General features: G+C 35.8%; 18 protein-coding genes and 1 tRNA gene. 18 read left to right on the top strand and 1 reads right to left on the bottom strand.

All coding sequences use genetic code 11. The features are described from left to right. Nucleotides 1-3: 3 nt before the first annotated feature. On the top strand, nucleotides 4-2,553 hold the full coding sequence (locus H5058_RS03740; protein WP_182676930.1) for a GGDEF domain-containing phosphodiesterase: 2,550 nt from the start codon (nucleotides 4-6) through the stop codon (nucleotides 2,551-2,553). Between the two features lie 85 nt (nucleotides 2,554-2,638). Here H5058_RS03740 and H5058_RS03735 read toward each other — a convergent pair. Then, nucleotides 2,639-2,714 (bottom strand) — tRNA-His (locus H5058_RS03735). Between the two features lie 260 nt (nucleotides 2,715-2,974). Between H5058_RS03735 and H5058_RS03730 the strand changes: the two genes are divergently transcribed. The 17 genes from H5058_RS03730 (at nucleotide 2,975) to H5058_RS03650 (ending at nucleotide 21,439) form a co-directional block, all read left to right on the top strand. Next, nucleotides 2,975-3,793 carry a mechanosensitive ion channel family protein gene (locus H5058_RS03730; protein WP_182676928.1) on the top strand — a complete coding sequence of 273 codons (819 nt, stop codon included), beginning with the start codon at nucleotides 2,975-2,977 and terminating at the stop codon, nucleotides 3,791-3,793. A gap of 31 nt (nucleotides 3,794-3,824) precedes the next feature. Then, nucleotides 3,825-4,616 (top strand): YdiY family protein, encoded by a 792-nt coding sequence (locus H5058_RS03725; RefSeq protein ID WP_182676926.1) that lies wholly within the window; start codon nucleotides 3,825-3,827, stop codon nucleotides 4,614-4,616. 122 nt (nucleotides 4,617-4,738) lie between these two features. After that, on the top strand, nucleotides 4,739-7,414 hold the full coding sequence (locus H5058_RS03720; protein ID WP_182676923.1) for an SLBB domain-containing protein: 2,676 nt from the start codon (nucleotides 4,739-4,741) through the stop codon (nucleotides 7,412-7,414). A 108-nt stretch (nucleotides 7,415-7,522) separates the two neighbouring features. Then, a complete protein-coding gene (locus H5058_RS03715) occupies nucleotides 7,523-8,467 on the top strand; it encodes a Wzz/FepE/Etk N-terminal domain-containing protein (RefSeq protein ID WP_182676921.1) in 945 nt (314 codons plus the stop codon). A gap of 56 nt (nucleotides 8,468-8,523) precedes the next feature. Further along, nucleotides 8,524-9,804: a Vi polysaccharide biosynthesis UDP-N-acetylglucosamine C-6 dehydrogenase TviB gene (gene tviB, locus H5058_RS03710; protein ID WP_182676919.1), complete on the top strand. Its 1,281-nt coding sequence runs from the start codon at nucleotides 8,524-8,526 to the stop codon at nucleotides 9,802-9,804. 13 nt (nucleotides 9,805-9,817) lie between these two features. Beyond that, nucleotides 9,818-10,774 (top strand): Gfo/Idh/MocA family protein, encoded by a 957-nt coding sequence (locus tag H5058_RS03705; RefSeq protein WP_182676918.1) that lies wholly within the window; start codon nucleotides 9,818-9,820, stop codon nucleotides 10,772-10,774. A 2-nt stretch (nucleotides 10,775-10,776) separates the two neighbouring features. Next, a complete protein-coding gene (locus H5058_RS03700; RefSeq protein WP_182676916.1) occupies nucleotides 10,777-11,358 on the top strand; it encodes an acyltransferase in 582 nt (193 codons plus the stop codon). 7 nt (nucleotides 11,359-11,365) lie between these two features. Then, a complete protein-coding gene (locus tag H5058_RS03695; protein ID WP_182676914.1) occupies nucleotides 11,366-12,430 on the top strand; it encodes a DegT/DnrJ/EryC1/StrS aminotransferase family protein in 1,065 nt (354 codons plus the stop codon). Beyond that, on the top strand, nucleotides 12,430-13,680 hold the full coding sequence (locus tag H5058_RS03690) for an oligosaccharide flippase family protein (RefSeq protein WP_182676912.1): 1,251 nt from the start codon (nucleotides 12,430-12,432) through the stop codon (nucleotides 13,678-13,680). Before H5058_RS03695 ends, H5058_RS03690 begins: the two co-directional genes overlap by 1 nt. Further along, complete coding sequence (locus H5058_RS03685; RefSeq protein ID WP_182676910.1) at nucleotides 13,667-14,194, top strand: DapH/DapD/GlmU-related protein; 528 nt, start codon at nucleotides 13,667-13,669, stop codon at nucleotides 14,192-14,194. Before H5058_RS03690 ends, H5058_RS03685 begins: the two co-directional genes overlap by 14 nt. A gap of 4 nt (nucleotides 14,195-14,198) precedes the next feature. Then, entirely contained in the window at nucleotides 14,199-16,109 is a 1,911-nt protein-coding gene (gene asnB, locus H5058_RS03680; RefSeq protein ID WP_182676909.1) for an asparagine synthase (glutamine-hydrolyzing), read from the top strand. After that, nucleotides 16,110-16,751 carry an imidazole glycerol phosphate synthase subunit HisH gene (hisH, locus tag H5058_RS03675; RefSeq protein WP_220485784.1) on the top strand — a complete coding sequence of 214 codons (642 nt, stop codon included), beginning with the start codon at nucleotides 16,110-16,112 and terminating at the stop codon, nucleotides 16,749-16,751. It begins immediately after the preceding gene. Continuing rightward, nucleotides 16,752-17,513, top strand: a complete 762-nt coding sequence (locus H5058_RS03670; RefSeq protein ID WP_182676907.1) for an AglZ/HisF2 family acetamidino modification protein — start codon at nucleotides 16,752-16,754, stop codon at nucleotides 17,511-17,513. 8 nt (nucleotides 17,514-17,521) lie between these two features. Next, the gene (locus tag H5058_RS03665; RefSeq protein ID WP_182676905.1) at nucleotides 17,522-18,625 is read left to right on the top strand and encodes an N-acetyl sugar amidotransferase; all 1,104 of its coding nucleotides are present in this window, start codon (nucleotides 17,522-17,524) and stop codon (nucleotides 18,623-18,625) included. Between the two features lie 5 nt (nucleotides 18,626-18,630). Next, complete coding sequence (locus H5058_RS03660) at nucleotides 18,631-19,188, top strand: acyltransferase (protein WP_182676903.1); 558 nt, start codon at nucleotides 18,631-18,633, stop codon at nucleotides 19,186-19,188. After that, nucleotides 19,185-20,318: a glycosyltransferase gene (locus H5058_RS03655; RefSeq protein ID WP_182676900.1), complete on the top strand. Its 1,134-nt coding sequence runs from the start codon at nucleotides 19,185-19,187 to the stop codon at nucleotides 20,316-20,318. The genes H5058_RS03660 and H5058_RS03655 overlap by 4 nt, the downstream gene beginning before the upstream one ends. A gap of 5 nt (nucleotides 20,319-20,323) precedes the next feature. Further along, nucleotides 20,324-21,439 carry a glycosyltransferase gene (locus H5058_RS03650; RefSeq protein WP_182676898.1) on the top strand — a complete coding sequence of 372 codons (1,116 nt, stop codon included), beginning with the start codon at nucleotides 20,324-20,326 and terminating at the stop codon, nucleotides 21,437-21,439. The last annotated feature ends 9 nt before the right edge of the window (nucleotides 21,440-21,448 follow it).

Raw genomic sequence — 21,448 nt, 5'->3', positions numbered from 1 at the left:
AACGTGAGCAAGGACAGCAAACACTCCGATATAGGCGCAGCCTATGATGCACCGTATTCTCAATGCGCAAATTTAAGTGCACAATTGAGTGCTTTGCAGCAAGAAATAAAAGCCGATTATTTATTTATTGCCTCCGTTGATGAAGATAAATTAGCCACTACGCAGTTAGTTTTATGTAATGCCGAGGTGGTTGAAAACTTTTCTTACAGCCTTGAAGGTTCGCCGTGTGAGCCCCTTTTAACCCAAAGTATTTGCTTTATTACTCATGATTTACAGCAAAGTTACCCTGAAAACAAACTGTTACAGGCAATCAATGCCAATGCCTATATTGGGGCTGCTATTTTAAATGATGAGGGCTTACTAACAGGTGTATTAGTGGGCCTGTATTTTAATGCGCATCAAAATTTAGAATCTTATAAATCAACCCTGTTAAGTTTTGCTAACTATACCAGTGTTTACATACAAAAATGTTTCTTAGAGAATAAATCAAGTTCGCAAAAGCTGCTGACTGATGCAGTTGAAAGTATGGCAAAAGTGGGGAGTTGGCAATATACAGTTTTAACTGATGAATTATATTTTTCGCCTGAAGTTTACAAAATTTATGCGCTTACTACTAATACTAAAATAAATACGACTCAGGCTATTGCTCATTATGCTAGTAAAAAAGAACAAGCGCGAATAAGCCAGCTATTTGAGCGGCTACAAACACAAGGGCTGCCTTACTGTGAAGACTTTGAGTTTGTAGATGCACAAGGGCGAAAAAAATGGGTGCGTACTAGCGGGCAACCTGTTTTCGATAGCAACAATGATTTAATTGCCGCTCAAGGTGCGTTTGAGGACGTTACCTTAGAGTACGATTTAAAAGCTAAAGTAGAGGATAAAAAAAGCCGCCTTGAGGCTATTTTAGATAACCTTAACGATGCGGTTATTACCATTAATCAAAAAGGCATTATTGTTCATTGTAATAAAACAGCACTCACTATGTTTGGCTACGATGATAATAAAATGTTAGGCTTATCAATCAATAACTTAATGCCAGAGCCCTATGCCTCAAAGCATCATTCTTATATGCGAAATTATGAGCAAACAGGGGAAGCTAAAATTATTGGAGTGGGAAGGCAACTCCCAGCTCGTAAATGCGACGGTACTATTTTTCAAATAGAGTTGTCGCTTACAAAGGCACCAAGAGGTGAACATGTTGAATATATTGGTGTAGTAAGAGACATAAGTGAAAAACTTGAAGCGCAAGATACCATTTATAACTTAGCTTATTCAGATCCTATTACCGGTTTAAAAAATAAACGCTGGTTTGAGCGTGAATGCAGAAGTTTACTGCAAAGTGCCAGTTTAAATGATGGTTATATTTATGCTGCGTTATTAGATATAGATAAGTTAGCGCAATTTAACTTTAAATACGGAATTGAGGCTGGCAACGAAGCACTTATTTTAGCAGCCCAAAAGCTTTCTAAAGCCGTTGAAGGAGAGTACAAGCTGTATAAAAGTGGAGTTGATTCCTTTTTAATAATTAGTACTTACCCCAACCACAGCTTAAGTGATTTAGAGCTACAACAACCAATAATCGACTCTAAAATATTAGCCTTGAAAAACTTTTCACATAAAATCAATGATTTTGAAGTGGTATTAAGTGCCTCTTTGGGTAGCACCATTATCAATGCAAAAAAAGACTCTTACGACTCACTATTCAATAAATTAGAGTATTCTTTAAAGCAAGCAAAAAAACTAGCGCCTTTTGGTTATTATTTTGCCGATTTAGATGCATTAAAACGCTACGAACGCACCAATAAAATCCGCTATTTGCTGATTAACGTGGATAAAAGCAACGAACTAAAACTCGCGCTTCAGCCGCAGTATATTAATGAAAATACTTTTCATTCTTCAGAGGCGTTATTACGTTGGCATTCTGAGGAATTAGGCGTAATAAGCCCTGCGGAATTTATACCTATTGCCGAAGAAAGTGAGGCCATTATTAAAATTGGCGATTGGGTGATTGATAGCGTATGTAAGCTATTACATCAAGTTTCTCTGTCAGGTAAAAGCACCTGTATTGCAGTAAATATAAGCGCCAAGCAAATAGTGGCATCAGACTTTAAAGAGAAGTTATTAGCTAGCGTGCAAAAATGGCAAGTGTTGCCACAGCACTTAATTATTGAACTGACTGAAACTACCTTAGTGTCAGACATCGACCTGGTAAAAGACACTATGATCGAGCTTAATCAAATGGGCTTTAGGTTTTCAATTGATGATTTTGGAACAGGGTATTCAAGTTTAAGTTATTTAAAAGAGCTGCCTATTTCAGAGCTTAAAATAGATAAATACTTTGTTGATGGCATTATGGATAACGAGGATAGTTCCAGTAAAACAATAGTCAATATGATTATAGATATGGCCAGTGCTTTAGGTGTAAATAGTGTTGCCGAAGGCGTTGAAGAAACCGCGCAATTTAATTACTTAAAACAACGCGGCTGCAACTTATTTCAAGGCTATTTATTTTCAAAACCACTCCTTATTGAACAGTGGAAAGAGCGGCTTTAATAAAATATAAAAACTGGATAAACAACTTAAAGGATTAATACTTTTTTGATTTTTGATTTTTGATTTTTCTTGAGGAAAGAAAAATTGGGGCGATTGACGGGGCTTGAACCCGCGACAACCGGAATCACAATCCGGGGCTCTACCAACTGAGCTACAACCGCCACAACACACCTTGGTTGGTGTGAGGCGCATAATACATAAAGTATTAAAAGTTGTGAAGCAAAAAAGTGAAAAAAATTAAAAAAAGAGTAAAACAGTGTGTTTAGTGTGTATTTTGCACGAAAAGCAGTCAGCTTAACGATTGCTTTAATAAGTAACTGGGTTAAAACTCATTTATACAAACCCATTATCTAATGAATCTAAAATGTAAATGATATATAATTTGCCGATAAAATCAGATGAACTACCTCTAGGGATAAAAATGGAATCGGTACTCAATTGGCTTAACGAAAACTCCGGCCTAATTTTACATTATGGTATTCAAGCAGTAATAGCGCTGGTGATCTTTTTATTAGGTGGGCGAATTGCAAAGTTTTGTGCAAACTTAACCGAAAAAGCATTCGACAAAAAGAAAGTAGACAAAGCAGTAGGCTCATTTGTTTCTAGCATTGTATTTGCCATAGTATTTATGGCGACTATTTTAATGGCGCTGTCGCAAATAGGTATCGAAACAACTTCATTTATCGCTATTTTAGGTGCTGCGGGTTTAGCCGTAGGTTTAGCACTACAAGGCTCGCTTTCTAACTTTGCATCGGGCGTGCTAATTATTTTACTGCGCCCTTTTAAATCGGGCGACTACGTAGAGGCAGGTAATAAAGCCGGCACCATTAAAAAAATAGAAATATTTTCAACGGAGCTGCGCACCCCAGATAACAAAGTTATCATAATGCCAAATTCAAAAATCATGTCAGATGCAATCGTTAACTATTCACGCGAGTCAACACGCCGTATAGATTTAGTAATTCGTGTAGATTACGACGCCGACTTACGCAAAGCTAAAGAAGTGCTTAAATCAATACTTGATAACGAGCCACGTATTTTAAAAGATCCAGCTTATAATGTATCAGTATCTGAACTGGCTGAATCAAGCGTAAACTTTATAGTTCGCCCGTGGGTTGAGTCAGCCGATTATTGGCCTACGTACTGGAGTTTACTCGAAGAAATTAAAATTATATTTGATGAGCAAGGGATCAATATTCCAGCCCCTCAAATGGATGTACATTTACGCAAACAAGATTAATTTACTTACAGCTATACAAAGGTTATTTTTAATGAAACTAAAGCTTTTATCAATTTTAGTTGCAGCAACAGCAGCAACTAACGCATTTGCAGACGACGCTGAGCAAGTTGAGCAAAAAACTTGGGAAGTTACTAGTGAGCTAGGCGCTATAATTACTAGCGGTAACACCGAAACCACCACACTTAAAGGTGGCATTAAGGTATTACATCACCTAGAGCGTTGGAATAATGAGTACAAACTTGACGGTATTTACAAAGAAGACGAAGTAGAAAACGACGACGGTACTAAAAACAAACAACGTACCAACGAAAAGTATGCTATTTCTGCTCAAGGCAATTACAAATTAAATGAAAAGCACTCGCATTTATTCATTTATGGTTCACACGTTTCAGACTACTTTGGTGCCTACAGAAGTGAGTCGGTAGTATCTGCCGGTTACGGTATGCGTTTAATTAATGAAGACAGTATGTGGTTAAATGCTGAAGTAGGCCCAGGTTATAAACGTTTTAAATACCCTGACGAAAGCAGCGAAGTTGACGACAACGGTAATTCACTTGCGGGTGAGTTTGAAGGCGAAATTATTGCCTTAGGTAAGCTTGATTACAACTGGCAAATTTCTGATAACGCACGTTTTACACAATTAGTAGCAGTAGAATACGGCGACACTAACACTAAAACGCGCTCAGAAACCGCACTACTTGCTAAAATAAATGGCTCATTACAAATGAAGGTTGCATACAATATCATCAACAACTCAGACGTTGCCGATGATAAAGAAAGCACAGATACAGAGACCTCATTAACGCTGGTTTACAGCTTTTAACCAATAAAACTAATATAATGACATTTAAGTGACAAAAGGGGCTAATGTCCCTTTTTTATTTGTATTTAAATCATGTATCATACGCAGCAATTCTTGTTGTAGACTTAGGGAAATACCTACTTGTGAACGTTTTTAAACACCTTTTTAGTGCTTTCATATTAATGTGTAGCTTTAGTGCGTTGGCATTTACGCCAACAGCCTCACAATTAGAGCAATTTAAAAAACTCCCAAAGTCTCAACAAGAGGCTCTGGCTAAGCAGTATGGGGTTGATTTATCAATTATTACTGGTACTGCTACTTCATCAAAAAATAATAATGCTGAACAACAATCAACAATTGGTGAACGCCCAGAAAAAGAAGACAAAAAACTAACTGACGAAGAGCGCTTTAAACCAGAGGTAAATGAAATTAAACCCTTTGGTTATGAGCTTTTTGCAGGTGAACCCACCACATTTATGCCTAGCGAAACCGCAGCAGTACCCGATACCTACTTGGTAGGGAGAGGAGACCAACTACTTATTAACTTTTATGGCAAAGAAAGCAACAGTTTTGAAGTGATAGTTGATCGCGAAGGCCGTATAAATATTCCTGATTTAAGCCCAGTACAAGTAGCGGGTTTAACTTTTGGTGAGGTTAAAGATCTAATAAAAGTTAAAGTAGAACAAGAAATAATTGGCGTTAAAGCTTTTGTGTCACTTGGTCAGCTACGTAGTATGCGCATAATGGTATTAGGCGAAGCCTATAAGCCAGGTAGCTATAGCGTATCGTCGCTTACTACAGTATCGCACGCGTTATTTGTAAGTGGTGGTGTGTCTGACATTGCCTCACTACGCAACATTCAAGTAAAGCGTGCGGGTAAAGTAATTACTAACTTTGATCTATATGAGCTGCTTATTAATGGTGATAGTAGTAACGATATTGTATTGAAACCAGGTGATGTAGTATTTATACCTTCGGTTGGGGCACAAATAACAGTAGATGGCTTAGTAAAGCGCCCTGCTATTTTTGAGCTTAAAAAAGGTGAAACAGCTAAGCAGTTATTAAATATGGCAGGTGGTTTAAAGCCGAATGCTTATGCAAAAAATGTAATAGTAGAACGCTTCGAGCAACAACGAAAAACAGTGCTATCAGTTGATTTTTCGGATCAGCAAATTAACTACATTCCGCAAGATGGCGATCGTATTCACGTTAATTCTATTAGCGCGCAATATAAAAATTCAATTAGTTTAATTGGTGCTGTTGCCCGCCCTGGTAACTACCAGTGGTATCAAGGTAAGCGTGTTTCTGATGTACTTAAGTCGGTACGTGGTGACTTATTACCGCAAGCCGATTTAAGTTATGCATTAATCGTTCGTGAAATTAACATAAATGGCGATATTGAAATTCACCAGTTTGACGTAGCTCAAGCTATTATTAAAAATAGTGAGAACGATTTAGCACTAAAAGCAAACGACAAAATAATAGTGTTTAGTCGTTTTGAAGAAAAAGACATTGAAAAAAAAGCTCTCGAAAACATGGCGTTAAGTCAGGCTCAGCAAGAGCAACAGCAAAAAGTAGAGCAATGGCATAAATATGAGCAAAAAGAGTTTGAAAAATACATAGGTATTAATCAAGAGAGCGAAGAGCTTGTACTTGATAATAATAAAATACTTACTTTAGCCGAAATTTCAAAACGTAAAGCTAAAGAAGAAGATCAAGAGTTAAAACCTGAAGATTACGCACTATTCAGTCGTTATAATTTATTAGCGCCAATTATTAATAAATTAAAACAGCAAGCCTCACTTAATTATGCCATGCAGTTGGTAGAAATAAACGGCAGTGTAACCTACCCCGGTGTTTATCCTTTAATGGTAGATGGGGAAGTGCTTGATTTAATAACCGCAGCAGGCGGCTTGCTAGAATCCAGTTACACCAAACAAGCTGAAATTACCCGCATTGATATAAATGACGCATCGCGAATCGAACATATAAAATTTGACCTAGGCAACGCACTAAAAGGTGAGTCGAAAAGTAATATTTCATTACGTAGTAAAGACAGTGTTAACATATTTTCTATTCCTAATTGGCAAGAAAACGTGAAAGTATCACTTAATGGCGAGCTTAAGTTTCCGGGAACTTATACTATTCGCCGCGGTGAAACATTAACTGACTTATTAAAGCGTGCCGGTGGTTTTTCACCGTTTGCAGAGCAAAAAGCTGCAGTGTTTATTCGCCAGTCGGTTAAGCAGCAAGAACAACAGCAGTTAACACGTTTAGCAACTGAACTTCGACGTGATATAGCCTCAAGAAGCTTTCAAAACTCGGTAAGCGGTAATACGCTTTCTTATGACGAAATGAACAAGTTACTTAACGACCTAGCCGATGTGGAAGCTGTAGGGCGTTTGGTTATTGACCTGCCTCTTATAGTAAATAATAAACAAAACCTAGTACTACAAGATGGCGACACGTTATATGTACCTAGTAAACGCGACTCTATTAGCGTAGTGGGTGAGGTTAACTACTCAACTACGCATTTATACCAGGCTGGTGTAGATGTAAATGAATACATAAGGCTTAGTGGTGGTTTAAAAGAGCGCGCCGATGACGACCGCATTTATATAATTAAAGCTAATGGCTCTGTAAAAATACCTAATACGGGTGGGTGGTTTTCCGCTAATAGCTCAGATAAGTTAGAGCCAGGGGATACCATAGTAGTGCCAATGGATGCAGGCCATATGGATAAACTTACTCTGTGGAGCACCGCAACGCAAATTCTTTACCAATTAGGTGTAGCAGTCGCTGCTATAAGCGGTATTTAATAATCATGCGCGGCTTTACGCCGCGCTTGTTCGTAGGCGGGATTTTACATCGCGCATGTATTCAAATAGGCGGGGTTTTATGCCGTGCAGAGTGAGCCTGAGATTTACATGGAAAACTATTTAGACAACCAAAAAAAAGAAAATGAGCTAGCAGCCGCTGATGACGAAATCGATCTACGAGAATTATTTGCAGCTATTTGGCAAGGTAAATGGTCTATTATTGTAATAACTACTTTATTTGCTGTGGCATCAGTTTTTTACGCTATTAATCTTCCTAATATTTATAAATCTGAAGCATTATTGGCACCAGCTGAACAAAATAAAGCTACAGGGATTGCTGGTCAATTAGGTGGCTTAGCAAGTTTGGCTGGTGTTAGTTTAGGTGCTGGCGGCGGGGTTGATAAAACTCAAATGGCACTTGAAATACTTAAGTCTCGTAAATTTATTACCGAGTTTATAGACGGCCATCAAATTTTACCAGATTTAATGGCTGTAAAATCTTGGGACAGAAGTACTAACATTTTGGGTTATAATCCAGAGGTTTATGATTCACAGAGTCAGACTTGGTTACGTGATGTCAAACCTCCTCTAAGTGCCGAACCATCAATGCAAGAGGCTTATAATAATTTTTCAAACATTATGAAAGTTAATGTCTCCCAAGAAACTTCATTAGTTACTATTTCTATTGAACACTTGTCTCCAATAATAGCTAGAAACTGGGTTGATTGGCTTATTAAAGATATTAACTTAGAGATGAAAAAGCGTGATATTAATGAGGCTCAAAGAAGTACCTCATTTTTAACTGAACAAATTGAACAAACTAAAGTCGCAGACATACGAGCAGTTTTATACGGCTTAATTGAAGAGCAAACTAAAACACAGATGTTCGCTAATGCACGTGATGAGTATGTGTTTAAAACTATTGATCCCGCAATAGTTGCAGAGCAAAAAGCAAAACCTAAACGAGCCTTAATATGTATTTTGGGTTTTATATTAGGGGCTGCTTTAGGTGTTATGTATGTATTATTGCGCTATTTCTACAAAAAAGATTAAAGTGTAGATTTCAAAGTATATTAAATAAAAGCTTTCAAAGTTTAAGAGAAAATTAAATGTACATACCATGTGAAAAAATTAAAATAGGTGTAATCGGTTTGGGTTACGTAGGTTTACCGCTAGCTGTAGAATTTGGGAAAAAATATCCTGTTTTAGGTTTTGATATAAACCAAAAGCGAGTAGATGAGTTAAGCGCTGGGCATGATGCTACGTTAGAAGTTAGTGATTTAGAGCTTAAAGATATTAAGCAGTTAAACTTTTCTTGCGACAAACAAGAGCTAACTAACTGTAATGTATATATTGTAACGGTACCAACCCCGATAGACGAAGGTAATGCGCCAGACTTAACACCGCTTCGTAAAGCATCTGAATTGCTTGGTGAGTTTGTTAAAAAAGGTGATGTTGTTATTTATGAGTCAACAGTGTACCCAGGTGCGACTGAAGAAGTTTGTTTGCCAATTATTGAAAAAGTGTCAGGCTTAGTATTTAACCAAGATTTTTTTGCAGGCTATTCGCCAGAGCGTATCAATCCAGGCGACAAGGTGAATACGTTAACAAAAATAATGAAAATCACCTCGGGTTCGACCCCTGAAATAGGCGAGTTTGTAAATAATCTTTATGGTTCGATAATTACTGCAGGCACACATTTAGCAGGCTCTATAAAAGTAGCCGAAGCTGCGAAAGTAATTGAAAACACCCAACGAGATTTAAATATTGCGATTGTTAATGAGTTCGCAAAAATATTTAACCGATTGGGTATCGACACAGAAGAGGTGTTAAATGCTGCAGGTACAAAGTGGAACTTCCTAAAATTTAAGCCAGGTTTAGTTGGCGGGCACTGTATTAGTGTTGATCCATACTATCTTACGCATAAAGCGCAAGAAGTAGGTTATCGCCCTGAGGTGATTTTAGCTGGTCGTCGTATTAACGATGGTATGGGCGAATACGTTGCAACTCAATTAGTGAAAAAAATATCAAGTCAAAAAATACATGTTGATGAAGCAAAGGTACTCGTACTTGGTTTTACTTTTAAAGGTGACTGCCCAGACGTACGTAATACAAAAATTATCGACATTGTTAAAGAGTTAAAAGATTTCAACATGAGCGTTGATGTTTATGACGGCTGGGCAAATGCTGCAGAAGTAGAGCATGAGTATGACCTAGTATTAGTAAATGAGCTAAAAGAAAATCACTACGATGGTATTATATTAGCTGTAGACCACAGTGAGTTTAAAGAAATGGGTAGTGATGCCATTCGTAAACTAGGTAAACAAAAGCATGTTTTATATGATGTAAAGCATGTATTTGGCTCTAAAGATTCAGACATCAGATTGTAACAAAGGATTTAAAATGAAAAATTTCGCATTAATTGGTGCATCAGGTTACATAGCACCTCGTCACTTAAAAGCAATAAAAGAAACAGGCCACAATCTTTTAGTCGCAATGGATATTAACGATTCAGTCGGGATTATGGATAGCCATTTCCCTGACGCCGAGTTTTTTACTGAATTTGAAGACTTTACAGCGTATGTTGAAGACTGTGCAATGAAAGGGCAAAAGTTAGACTATATTGCTATTTGTAGTCCTAATTATTTGCATGCACCTCACATGAAATATGCATTAAAAAATGGTATTGATGTAATTTGTGAAAAGCCTTTAGTACTTCACTCTGAAGACATGGATATTCTTAAAGAATATGAAGAAAAGTATGGCGCAAGCGTAAATTCTATTCTGCAATTAAGATTACACCCTTCTATTATCGCGCTTAAAGAAAAAGTAGCCGTAGCGCCAGCAGATAAAGTATTTGATGTGGATTTAACGTATATGACATCGCGCGGTAAATGGTACATGAAGTCTTGGAAAGGATTTGACCATAAATCAGGAGGTGTAGCGACAAATATCGGTGTGCATTTTTACGATATGCTGCACTTTATTTTCGGTGAGCTTAAGCATAACGAAGTCCATTTTAGGGATGAAAAAACGTCTAGTGGTTACCTTGAGTACGAACGAGCACGTGTGAAATGGTTTCTGTCAATTGATGCTAATAATCTACCTGAAAATGCGGTTAAGGGTGAAAAACTCACTTACCGTAGTATTACCATTAATGATGGAAATAATACCGAAGAGCTTGAGTTTTCAGGCGGCTTTACCGATTTGCATACTCAAAGCTATCAAAATATATTAGCTGGTAACGGCTTTGGAATTGACGAAAATAGAGTTGCTATTGAAACAGTTGAAAAAATTCGTGAAATGTCAATTGTTGAAGCTGGTAATAAAGCTCACCCGTCACTATCGAAGGTATTGTAGTTATGAATTACCATGTGCATGAAAGCGCCATTGTTGATGATGGAGCTAAAATAGGCAATAACACGCGTGTTTGGCATTTTGTACACGTGTGTAGCGGGGCGCTAATAGGTGAAGGTTGCTCTTTAGGGCAGAACGTATTTGTCGGTAATAAAGTGACAATCGGTAATAACGTTAAAGTACAAAATAACGTATCTGTTTACGATAATGTGCATATTGAAGATGATGTTTTTTGTGGTCCAAGTATGGTTTTTACTAACGTATATAATCCACGTTCTTTTATTGAGCGAAAAACTGAATACCGCGACACGCTAGTTAAAAAAGGTGCAACATTAGGCGCTAACTGTACAATTGTGTGTGGTGTAACCATTGGTGAATATTCGCTTATTGGTGCTGGTGCTGTCATAAATAAAAATGTACCTGCATTTGCCCTTGTGGTGGGCGTACCTGCCAAGCAGATTGGTTGGATCAGTAAATATGGCGAGCAGCTTGGGTTACCAATTAGTGGTGCAGGCACTGAAAAATGCAAGCATACAGGCGATACCTATCAACTATTAGGTTCAACACTGACTTTAATTAACGAGTAATTACTAAATGCAATTTATAGACTTAGCTGCGCAGTACCAGCACCTAAAAACAAAAATAGATAAGCGTATTCAAGGTGTATTGGATCATGGTAAATATATTATGGGCCCTGAGGTGCATGAACTAGAAGAGAAGTTAGCCGAGTACGTAGGTGTAAAACACGCAATTACATGTGCTAATGGTACTGATGCTCTAACGCTTGCCATGATGGTGCTTAACATTGAAAAAGGCGATGCAGTATTTTGCCCAACGTTTACTTTTTTTGCGACTGCAGAGGTTATTGCTTACGAAGGAGCAACACCGGTATTTGTTGATTCAGACGAGGCTACTTTTAATATTTGCCCTATCGATCTTGAAAAGCGTATTCAAGCAACAATTGCCGAAGGCAAGCTAATTCCAAAAGCAATTATAGCTGTTGATTTATTTGGTTTACCTGCCAATTATCCTGAAATCCAAAAAGTTGCTGATAAATACAATTTAAAATTAGTTGAAGATGCCGCGCAAGGCTTTGGCGGCAGTATTAATGGTAAGCAAGCAGGTAGTTTTGGTGATATAGCAACAACAAGCTTTTTCCCTGCTAAACCACTGGGTTGTTATGGTGACGGTGGTGCAATATTTACCAATAATGACGAATATGCTGAGTTGATTAAATCCTATCGTGTGCATGGCAAAGGTAGCGACAAGTATGACAATGTTCGCATTGGTATGAACTCTCGACTAGATACAATTCAAGCTGCAATATTACTTGAAAAGTTAGCAGAGTTCCCCACTGAACTTGTTAATCGTAATAAGGCTGCTGACAATTACGAAAAAACGTTAGTAGGTAAATATAAAACACCTCAAGTACCTGAAGGCTATATTAGCTCTTGGGCACAATATACATTGGTTTCTGACAATCGTGACGCAGAAATGGCAAAATATAAAGAGCAAGGTATACCAACCATGATTTATTATGGTACTTGTATGCATCAGCAAACTGCTTTTAAACAATTAAACTATGCTGATAAAGTGTTTCCTATAGCATCAAAATTAGCTAAGAGTGTTTTTAGCTTACCTATGCATCCATATATTTAATGTTTGAAAGTAAGTATGTAAGAAATATTCTTACTTTAGTTGGTAGCGCCCTTTTCGCTCAGGTTTTGGCGCTATTACTTACACCAGTATTAACTCGGCTATATTCTCCAGAGGAATTTGGTGTATTTACTGCATTTATTAGTTACTCAGGAACACTTGCAGCTTTTATATTTTTAAGCTTAGAGATGGCTATTGTAAAAAGTAAAAGCGCTAGAGAATTATCAAGTATATTAGGTTTAATGCTTGTAATTTCAATATTTTTGCTCTCAATACTATGCATCACAATTTATTTAGAAAGCACTTTTTATACACTTATTGGTTTTAATAAATTGTTTGATATTAAAGAACTCGTTCTTTTAGGGGTGTTATTTTCAGCAACTAACTTAGTATTAAACCAATTTATAACTAAAAAAGAAAAGTTCTCCGTTTACGCTACGTCCCAGGTATCTTTTGTTGCCTTGAGATTTGTTTTTAGCTACCTATTTTTCTATTTTGGTTACACTCAATATGGATTAGTTTTTGGCTTCACCCTTGCTACAATATTGATAATTATCTACCTATCTTATAAAGCTGAGATATACAAAGAAAGACTATCATTAAAAAAGACAAGCTTTTTTGCGGCTTTTCGAAAACATAAACAGTTAGTTATATTTAACACCCCTTCTAATGTTATTAATATATTAATCATAAACTTCCCTCTTTTTTTTATACTTAAAAATTTTGGGTTAGAAGCTGCTGGTTTATTTGGGTTGGCCTATAGAATGGTTATGTTGCCAGTGACTTTAGTTAATAAGGCTATAGGACAAGTTATTTATAAGCGATTCTCTGCAATGTCTATTTCAGATAAGGCAATGCTTACCTTTATTATAAAAAATATTTTTTTCTTAACTTTATCTTTTCCCTGTTTTGCATTTATTTATTTATTTGGTGAAGAAATATTCTCATTTATTTTTGGTGTGGAATGGCGTATTGCTGGAGTATATGCAGCTTTAATGTCTCCATTTATATTTTTAAGTTTTGTAATTTCACCCTTGTCATATTATTTTGTTGCTTATGATAAATCAGACTTATTGATGATGATAAGTATTTTGTTTTTAGGGATACTCACTTTGGCTTCTGTACTGCTCGAGTTTATTGATGAAAGTGACTTTATTAAAACTTATACGTTAATCAATGTTGCTTATTATGCAACCGTTTTGGTTGCGGTAGTATTTGGTATAAAAAGGGCTCAATTAAATGCAAAAAATTAAGTATATGCTTAAAGGAACATACATATTTAAATGGTATCTGTTTACTCGCTCAATAGGGTTTGGAGTTTGCTTGATAAACTTTCTATTTCAAAATGTTTTCAGAATCGATGCTTGTAAATACAGTAAAAACTACTCAAGCAGATTAATAGCTCCTAGTAAATTTATAATACAAGATAATTGTATAGAGGTAAAAAAAAGTCTAGCTGTCAGTGGTGGTTGCTATTTTCAAGCAACTCATGGCATATCAATAGGCGCCAAAACAATTTGGTCATTTAACGTTATTATGGTTACTTCTGATCATGATTTGAGGGATTACAGATTAGAAAACTCAGAGAGAAGTGGCCCCATTTCAATAGGCGAAAATTGTTGGTTGGGTGCTGGAGTCGTTGTTTTGCCAAAAGTTAGATTAGGGCCAAATACTGTTGTCGGTGCAAATTCAGTAGTAACAAAATCGTTCCCAGCTGGGAATGTGGTTATAGCGGGAACTCCCGCTCGTATTATTAGGGAATTATAGGTATATGTGTGGCTTTTCTGCGCTTTATTCAACAACTGGATTAGAATTTAAAGATTTAGTAAAAATGAACGATGCTATTTCTCATCGGGGGCCTGATGGGGAGGGTTTTTACCTTTTTGATACTAAAAACAAAGTCAGCCACATAATGAAAAGCTCGAGTGGAGTAGGTGACAACAGTGACATTTTGAATGATAAGTTCAGTGTATTGATTGGTCATCGTCGTCTTGCGATAGTTGATTTATCTGACTCAGGATTTCAACCAATGGTAAGTGATGACAAGCGCTACGTGATTGCTTTTAATGGTGAAATTTACAATCATCATGAACTAAAAGAAGAGTTGGTAGTGTTAGGTCATACATTCAACTCTCACTGTGATACTGAGGTTTTATTAAAAGCATATATTGAATGGGGAGAATCTTGTCTTGAAAAGTTCAATGGTATGTTTGCATTCCAAATACTAGACACCGAACTTCGTTGTGTATTTGGTGCCAGAGATCGCTTTGGTGTAAAGCCATTATATTACTGGAAAACTGCCGGTTCACTCGCATTGGCATCGGAAATCAAACAGTTTACGACTTTACCGCATTGGAAATCAAAAATGAATACGGCTAGAGTTTATGACTTTTTGCAATATGGACAAACAGATCATACATCGCAGACTTTATTCGCTGGAGTGCATCAAGTACCTCCTGGGCATAAATTTAAGATTGATTTGAATGAAGTAAATAATCTGATTATATCTAAATGGTATGTCAGGCCGCAAGCAAGAGTAAAAGATAAATTAAAAGAAGCAACAACTAAGTTTCATAAGTTATTTAAAGACTCTGTACGCTTGCGCTTACAAGCTGATGTGCCGTTAGGGACAGGGCTATCAGGTGGTATGGATTCATCTTCTATAGCTTGTGAAATTAATGCAGTATTGAAAGGGCAAGGAAAAGATGACTTGCAAAAAACATTTTCAGCCTACACTGAAGTGAAAAAATATGATGAACGAAATTATATAAATGATGTGTTAGAAACGATTACAGCTGAACCTCATTTTGTTGAGTTGATATGTCCAGATAAGAGATCGATGTTAGAGGAAGTTGTTTGGCATCAAGATGAGCCATTTGGTACTACAAGTATATTTGCTGAGTGGTCTGTTTTTAAGTTAGCTAGAAGTAAAAATGTTAAAGTTACATTAGATGGACATGGTGCTGATGAAACTTTAGCAGGCTATCACAGGTTTTTCTTTGTTTATCTTATTGAGCTGTTAAAGTCTGGCAAGATATTTAGCTTTTTCAAAGAAGTGAAAGCTCTGAAAAAGCTTCATAACTATAATGGGTTGAGAGTTGTAAAAACATTATTGTTTTTGTTTAAATCAGCTATTTTTACTAATGAGAAAGGTAATGATTGGTGGAAAGTTTCTAAAGATTCAATTGAGGTAAGTAAAATTCACTTTTCAATACTTGATGAATCAAATTACGAATTATTCAATACAAGTGTACCCATGCAGTTACACTGGTGCGACCGTGATTCAATGGCTCATTCAGTCGAAAGTAGGGCTCCATTCCTGGATTATAGATTAGTAGAGTATATTTTATCTTGTCCTTCTGAATTAAAAATTAAAGAAGGAAAAACAAAGTTTTTATTAAGGGAGTCGCTCAAGGGAATACTACCAAAAACAGTATATGAGCGAATTAGTAAAATTGGTTTTGCAACACCGGAAGAAAATTGGATGTCAGATAACCAAGCATTGTTTTTAGAGTTACTAGAATCAGCTAAGTTAAATCTGAGTGCAGTAGTAAATTTTGCTGCTTTTGAAAAAGCTGAAAATATAATTCTTGGGAATAGCAGGTATGAAGGTTTTGCATGGCGTATAATTTGTTTGTCTATTTGGGTTCAGGTATTTAATGTCGAAACTGAGGGCAAGTAGTTGAATCATTCTAGCGAAGATATAATTGTCATTATCGATTATGGGATTGGTAATTTAGGTTCGGTCGCCAATATGCTTAAAAAAGTAGGTGCGAAAAAAGTTATTTTTTCTAGTAACCCTAATGAAATAGCAGCAGCTAATAAAGTACTATTACCAGGAGTGGGTTCATTTGATCATGGAATGAAGAGGTTAAATGATCTTGGTATTTCGGATGCGTTAAAAACGTTAGTAGCTCGAGATGATTCACTTCTTATGGGGATTTGCCTTGGAATGCAGCTGCTGACAGAAGGGAGTGCAGAAGGTGAAATCTCAGGTTTAGGCTTAGTTCCTGGGAAGGCGTCTTTATTTCCAAATCAACAAGGTCTTAGGGTCCCACATATGGGATGGAATGTAGTCAATCCTAAAAAGCATAGCTTTTTACTAGAAAGCCTTCCAACTGAGTCTAGATTTTATTTTGTTCATTCATATTATGTGAGTTGTTCGGATAATAAAGATATTTTATGTAGCACTAACTACGGCCATGAATTTGTCTCTGCCTTTCAACGAGGGAATGTAATAGGGTGTCAATTTCACCCAGAAAAAAGTCATCGCTTTGGCATTCAATTGTTTAAAAACTTTGTGAACTATAAAGGCACCAACTAAATGTTAAGTACGCGTGTTATACCTTGTTTGCTGTTGCAAGAAGGCGGAATAGTTAAAACGAAAAAGTTTAAAAAGCCCAGATACATAGGTGATCCCATAAATGTAGTTAAGATATTGAATGAAAAGGAAGTTGATGAATTAATCTTTTTAGATATTGATGCGTCACCAAATAAAAGTGAGCCTGATTATGAATTAATTAAAACAATTACGAACGAGTGTTTTATGCCATTTTCTTATGGTGGTGGCATTACTTCATTAAAACAGGCGTCGATCTTATTTAATTTAGGTGTTGAAAAAGTCATTATTGGTAGCAATGCAATACATGATAAAAAGTTGATTACCGATATCGCATCACAATATGGCAACCAAAGTGTTGTAGCTACAATTAATATTAAAAAAGATATATTTAAGAGGTCTTGTTTATATGATCCTAGCAATAAGAAGCTGCTTAAAATTGACTTGAGTGACTATTGCAAAGAATTAGTTAATGCTGGTGCGGGTGAAATCTTTTTAAACTTTGTAGATCGTGATGGTATGAAAAATGGTTACGATGGAGAGAACATTAGATCTCTTTCAGAACTAGTAACTGTTCCTATAACTGTTTGTGGTGGTGCTGGCTGTTTAGAAGACATGCGAATTGCCGTTAAAGACTTTGGAGCTTCAGCAGTAGCAGCCGGTAGCTTATTTGTTTACCACGGTAAGCGTGACGCAGTATTAGTAAATTACCCAGACTATTCAAAATTATTAGAACTTTTTAAATAAGAAGACTCATGCGAAAAGAATATCAAATTTGTACAAAATGTATTTTAGACACATCAGACTCGGGTATTACATTTGATGATAAAGGGGTATGTCATTATTGTAATGGTTTTTCTGAATTGATGAATAAGTCAATTGATGGGAAAGAAGCAAATGACTATCTTCTCGATACCGTAAAAAAAATAAAAGCTTCAAGCAAAGGTGAGTATGATTGTATCGTCGGAATGAGTGGTGGCGTTGATTCAACTTATGTTGCCTATTTAGCAAAAAAATACGGATTAAAACCGCTCGCTGTGCACATTGATGCAGGTTGGAATTCTGAAATTGCTGTAAAAAACATTGAGTCAGCTACAAATAAACTTGGCATTGATTTAGAAACAATTGTTGTTAATTGGAAAGAAGTACGAGATTTACAGAGAGCTTATTTTAAAGCTTCTGTTCCTAATTGTGACGTACCACAAGATCATGCTTTTGTGGCAGGGGTTTATAATATTGCAGCTAAATATAGTATTCAGTACATGATAAGTGGTCATAATAATGTAACTGAATTTATATTGCCTCCTTCTTGGGGTTATGACAGCGGCGACTTAGATAATTTAATTGATATACATAATAAATTTGGTGAAGTTAAGTTAAAAAATTACCCCAAGTTATCATTGTTTAAGAAAGTTATCTATTATAGGTACTTTAAGAAGTTGCAGTCATTCAGAATTTTAAACTATGTTCCCTACAATAAAGAAGAAGTGAAACGGTTTATTACTGATAATCTTGGTTGGAAAGATTATGGGGGTAAGCATTTTGAATCTCGATTTACAAAATTTTTTCAATCTTATTATTTACCAGCGAAGTTTGGTTTCGATAAACGACGAGCTCATTTATCAAATTTAATTGCATCTGGACAAATGACTAGAGACGACGCTCAACGTGAAATGGAAATCTCGCCTTATAATAAAGATGAGTTACCAGAAGACACTGAATACTTTATAAAAAAATTGGGCTTTTCTATAAGTGAATGGCAAGAAATAATGAAGAGCAAGCCGCGGAAACATACTGACTTTAAGTCTGATTATAATCAGTGGTGGTTTAAATTATTAAAGAATCTTAAAAGTAAGTAGAGCCAATGAAAGTGGTAATAAAGTTATTTGTGCATTTATACGTATCGGTGTTAGTTTTGTTTTTTTCTTTATTAACAAAGTTAGTCGGGTTTGAAACTGTTGCTATCAGAATTAGCCAAATTCCTTATAAGTTAGGCAATAAAGTTAGATATACGTTTTATAAGAAACACTTAAAAAGCCTTGGTGAAAATGTAATATTTTCTTTTGGATGCTTGGTAACCAATGTAAACACAGTAATCGGCAATAATGTTAGGTTTGGAGCATATAATACAGTAGGCCTAGCCAATTTAGGTGATGATATTATTACTGCTCAACATGTGCATATTTTAAGTGGCTCTAAGCAACATTCATTTGATAATAGAGATGTCCCAATTTGGAAACAAAAAGGTATCATTCATTGTGTAGAATTAAAAGGAGATAATTGGGTAGGAGCTAATGTAGTAATCATGGCAAATGTTGGTTATGGGACCGTTTTAGGTTCTGGTTCTGTTGTTACAAAAAATATTCCAGAAATGTGCATTGCAGCAGGCAGTCCATGTAAAAAGCTGAAGGAACGTCCATGAAAAAAATACTTTTTATATCCTATTATTTTTCCCCGGAAAAGACTGTTGCAGCTCAACGTGTTAGCTACTGGGCGAAAAATATAAAAGAGCATGTTGATGTTGAAGTAGATGTCATCACTGCATCAGAGCAACATATCAAAGAAGTTTCGAGAGTAGATAATATTTTTCATGTAGCAAATTCAAGAACCGGACTTCTAGGCCACTTGTTTAAAAGCGATTTAGGAGCAACATGGTTTTATGATTTAAAAAAACATTTTTCAAAAAATAAAAAAAAGTACGATGTTGTTGTTATTACTGGGAATCCATTTCTTCATTTTTTTATAGCTAGGATATTGAAGAAAACAATGGGGTGCAAAATTGTTTTAGACTTTAGAGATCCTTTCGCTAAAAATGAACGTAACGCGAGCACGGCTCTCTCAGTAAAACTCAAGCGTAAAATGTTGGTTTTATTTGAGTACTTTTTTTGTGAGTTTGCCGACAAAATTATTGTTATGAATGAAGGTTGTAAAAAATTACTCTGTAGTAGGCAGCAAGAAATTATAGAAATTATTGATAACGGCTATGACGAAAAAAGCTTAAACAATACGACTAAAAAGATCACTGTCGGTAATAATTCAAAAAAAACAATAGTATATTTAGGGAGTTTTGCTGTAGATCGAAATATAGATAATTTACTTACTTCAAATAAAGCTTTAGGTTTTGCGTTTGATATATTGCATATAGGTAAGCCATTAGAAGGTTTGGATAATCACAAAGGTGTAACTTGTACTGGGTTGGTTTCATACTCTGATGCTGTAGGGTATGCAAAGGGTGCTGATATCGGATTAATTTTAGCCTCAGGCATGGCATTTGAGTCGACAACTAAGATATTTGATTACATTGGCTTAGGGTTGCCAGTTTTGATAATTACAAATGGGGAAGCTCAAACTGGTAATATCCACGAGGTGACTAAAGATTATCCTGCGGTCTGGTGGGCTTCTAATAATGAGCAATCAATTATCGACGCATTGCAAGAGATAATGACCTCTGAACTAAACTATAAAGCTAATGGCTTTTCAAAAGAGAAATTTTCAAGGAAGCACGGTTTAGGTGCGTTAGTAAATTTTATCGACTTAAAAAAGACGCTTTAACCAAAATGAAGATTTTAATAATTCCTTATAATTACCCAACAAAAGAAAATCCAAATCGTGCTATTTTTATACAAGATCAAGTGGAAATGTTAAGAAACCAAGGTTATTGTGTGGCTGTTTTAGGTGGAATACCTAAAACTCTTAATGATATTTTTAATAGTCGTAATTTAAAGTTTGGTAGGTTATCTTCAGAGAATTGGTTGCTGTCGTTACCTGCAATTCGTGGTGTGGGTTATTTAAATAATATAATTCAATTATTTATCGGTAAGTGCATATTTAAGCGATACCTTTCGAGAAACTCAATTCCAGACGTTGTTCATGTACATAACTCATCTTCTGCAGAGCTAGCTCTTTGGGTTAAGAAAAAGTATAAAATTCCATTTGTAGTTACTGAGCACTCTAGTCTTATGTGGAGTGGACATAACAAATTAAGTAGCTTAGTTTTCAAAGAAAGTAAGGCTAATATTGCGGTAAGTAAGAAGTTTGCTCAGCATTTATCGAAACAATATAATGAAAAGTTTTATTATATTCCCAATGTAGTTGATACTAGCTACTTTAAACCAATAAAGACCTCGGCAGAAATACATAACAAAAAATTTAGTGTTGATGATGCTATTTTCGTATCTGTCGGCAATTTAACTGAGAATAAAAATCATAGACTAGCTATTAAAGCCTTAAAAAATTTTATCACTAGATTTAAGAATGTAAGATTATTCATTGCTGGTGAGGGGCCTGAAAGGCAAAACTTGGAAAGACTAATTACTGAATTAGATCTTTGTAATAATGTTTTTTTATTAGGTAAATTGCCTAGAAATGAAATAAGAGAGTTACTATGGAAATCAAACTTTTTTGTACTTCCAAGTAAAAGTGAAACATTTGGCGTAGTTCTTATTGAAGCTATGGCTGCCGGATTGCCTATACTTTCATTGCAAAATGGTGGTAGCGAATCTATTGTTAATAGCAGCGTAGGATTTATTGCTAAGGATGATAAGGATTTCATTGATTGTATGGAAAAGCTCCTTGTGACGCAATTTAATAAAGAAGAAATTATAGATTATGCTCGTCTAAACTTTTCTCAAAGTGTTGTCTCTCATTTACTTAAGCAAGTCTACACTTTATAAATAAGGTTT

This window comes from Pseudoalteromonas sp. SR45-4 (assembly GCF_014163535.1).
Classification (GTDB): domain Bacteria; phylum Pseudomonadota; class Gammaproteobacteria; order Enterobacterales; family Alteromonadaceae; genus Pseudoalteromonas; species Pseudoalteromonas nigrifaciens.
This window is presented reverse-complemented; position numbering and strand designations above follow the sequence as displayed.

Coding starts and splice junctions, on each gene's coding strand:
- H5058_RS03725 (WP_182676926.1), top strand. CDS start 3,825: ATGAAACTAAAGCTTTTATCAATTTTAGTTGCAGCAACAGCAGCAACT.
- H5058_RS03700 (WP_182676916.1), top strand. CDS start 10,777: ATGAATTACCATGTGCATGAAAGCGCCATTGTTGATGATGGAGCTAAA.
- H5058_RS03665 (WP_182676905.1), top strand. CDS start 17,522: ATGCGAAAAGAATATCAAATTTGTACAAAATGTATTTTAGACACATCA.
- tviB (WP_182676919.1), top strand. CDS start 8,524: ATGTACATACCATGTGAAAAAATTAAAATAGGTGTAATCGGTTTGGGT.
- H5058_RS03715 (WP_182676921.1), top strand. CDS start 7,523: ATGGAAAACTATTTAGACAACCAAAAAAAAGAAAATGAGCTAGCAGCC.
- H5058_RS03730 (WP_182676928.1), top strand. CDS start 2,975: ATGGAATCGGTACTCAATTGGCTTAACGAAAACTCCGGCCTAATTTTA.
- H5058_RS03705 (WP_182676918.1), top strand. CDS start 9,818: ATGAAAAATTTCGCATTAATTGGTGCATCAGGTTACATAGCACCTCGT.
- H5058_RS03695 (WP_182676914.1), top strand. CDS start 11,366: ATGCAATTTATAGACTTAGCTGCGCAGTACCAGCACCTAAAAACAAAA.
- H5058_RS03660 (WP_182676903.1), top strand. CDS start 18,631: ATGAAAGTGGTAATAAAGTTATTTGTGCATTTATACGTATCGGTGTTA.
- H5058_RS03670 (WP_182676907.1), top strand. CDS start 16,752: ATGTTAAGTACGCGTGTTATACCTTGTTTGCTGTTGCAAGAAGGCGGA.
- asnB (WP_182676909.1), top strand. CDS start 14,199: ATGTGTGGCTTTTCTGCGCTTTATTCAACAACTGGATTAGAATTTAAA.
- H5058_RS03685 (WP_182676910.1), top strand. CDS start 13,667: ATGCAAAAAATTAAGTATATGCTTAAAGGAACATACATATTTAAATGG.
- H5058_RS03655 (WP_182676900.1), top strand. CDS start 19,185: ATGAAAAAAATACTTTTTATATCCTATTATTTTTCCCCGGAAAAGACT.
- H5058_RS03650 (WP_182676898.1), top strand. CDS start 20,324: ATGAAGATTTTAATAATTCCTTATAATTACCCAACAAAAGAAAATCCA.
- H5058_RS03690 (WP_182676912.1), top strand. CDS start 12,430: ATGTTTGAAAGTAAGTATGTAAGAAATATTCTTACTTTAGTTGGTAGC.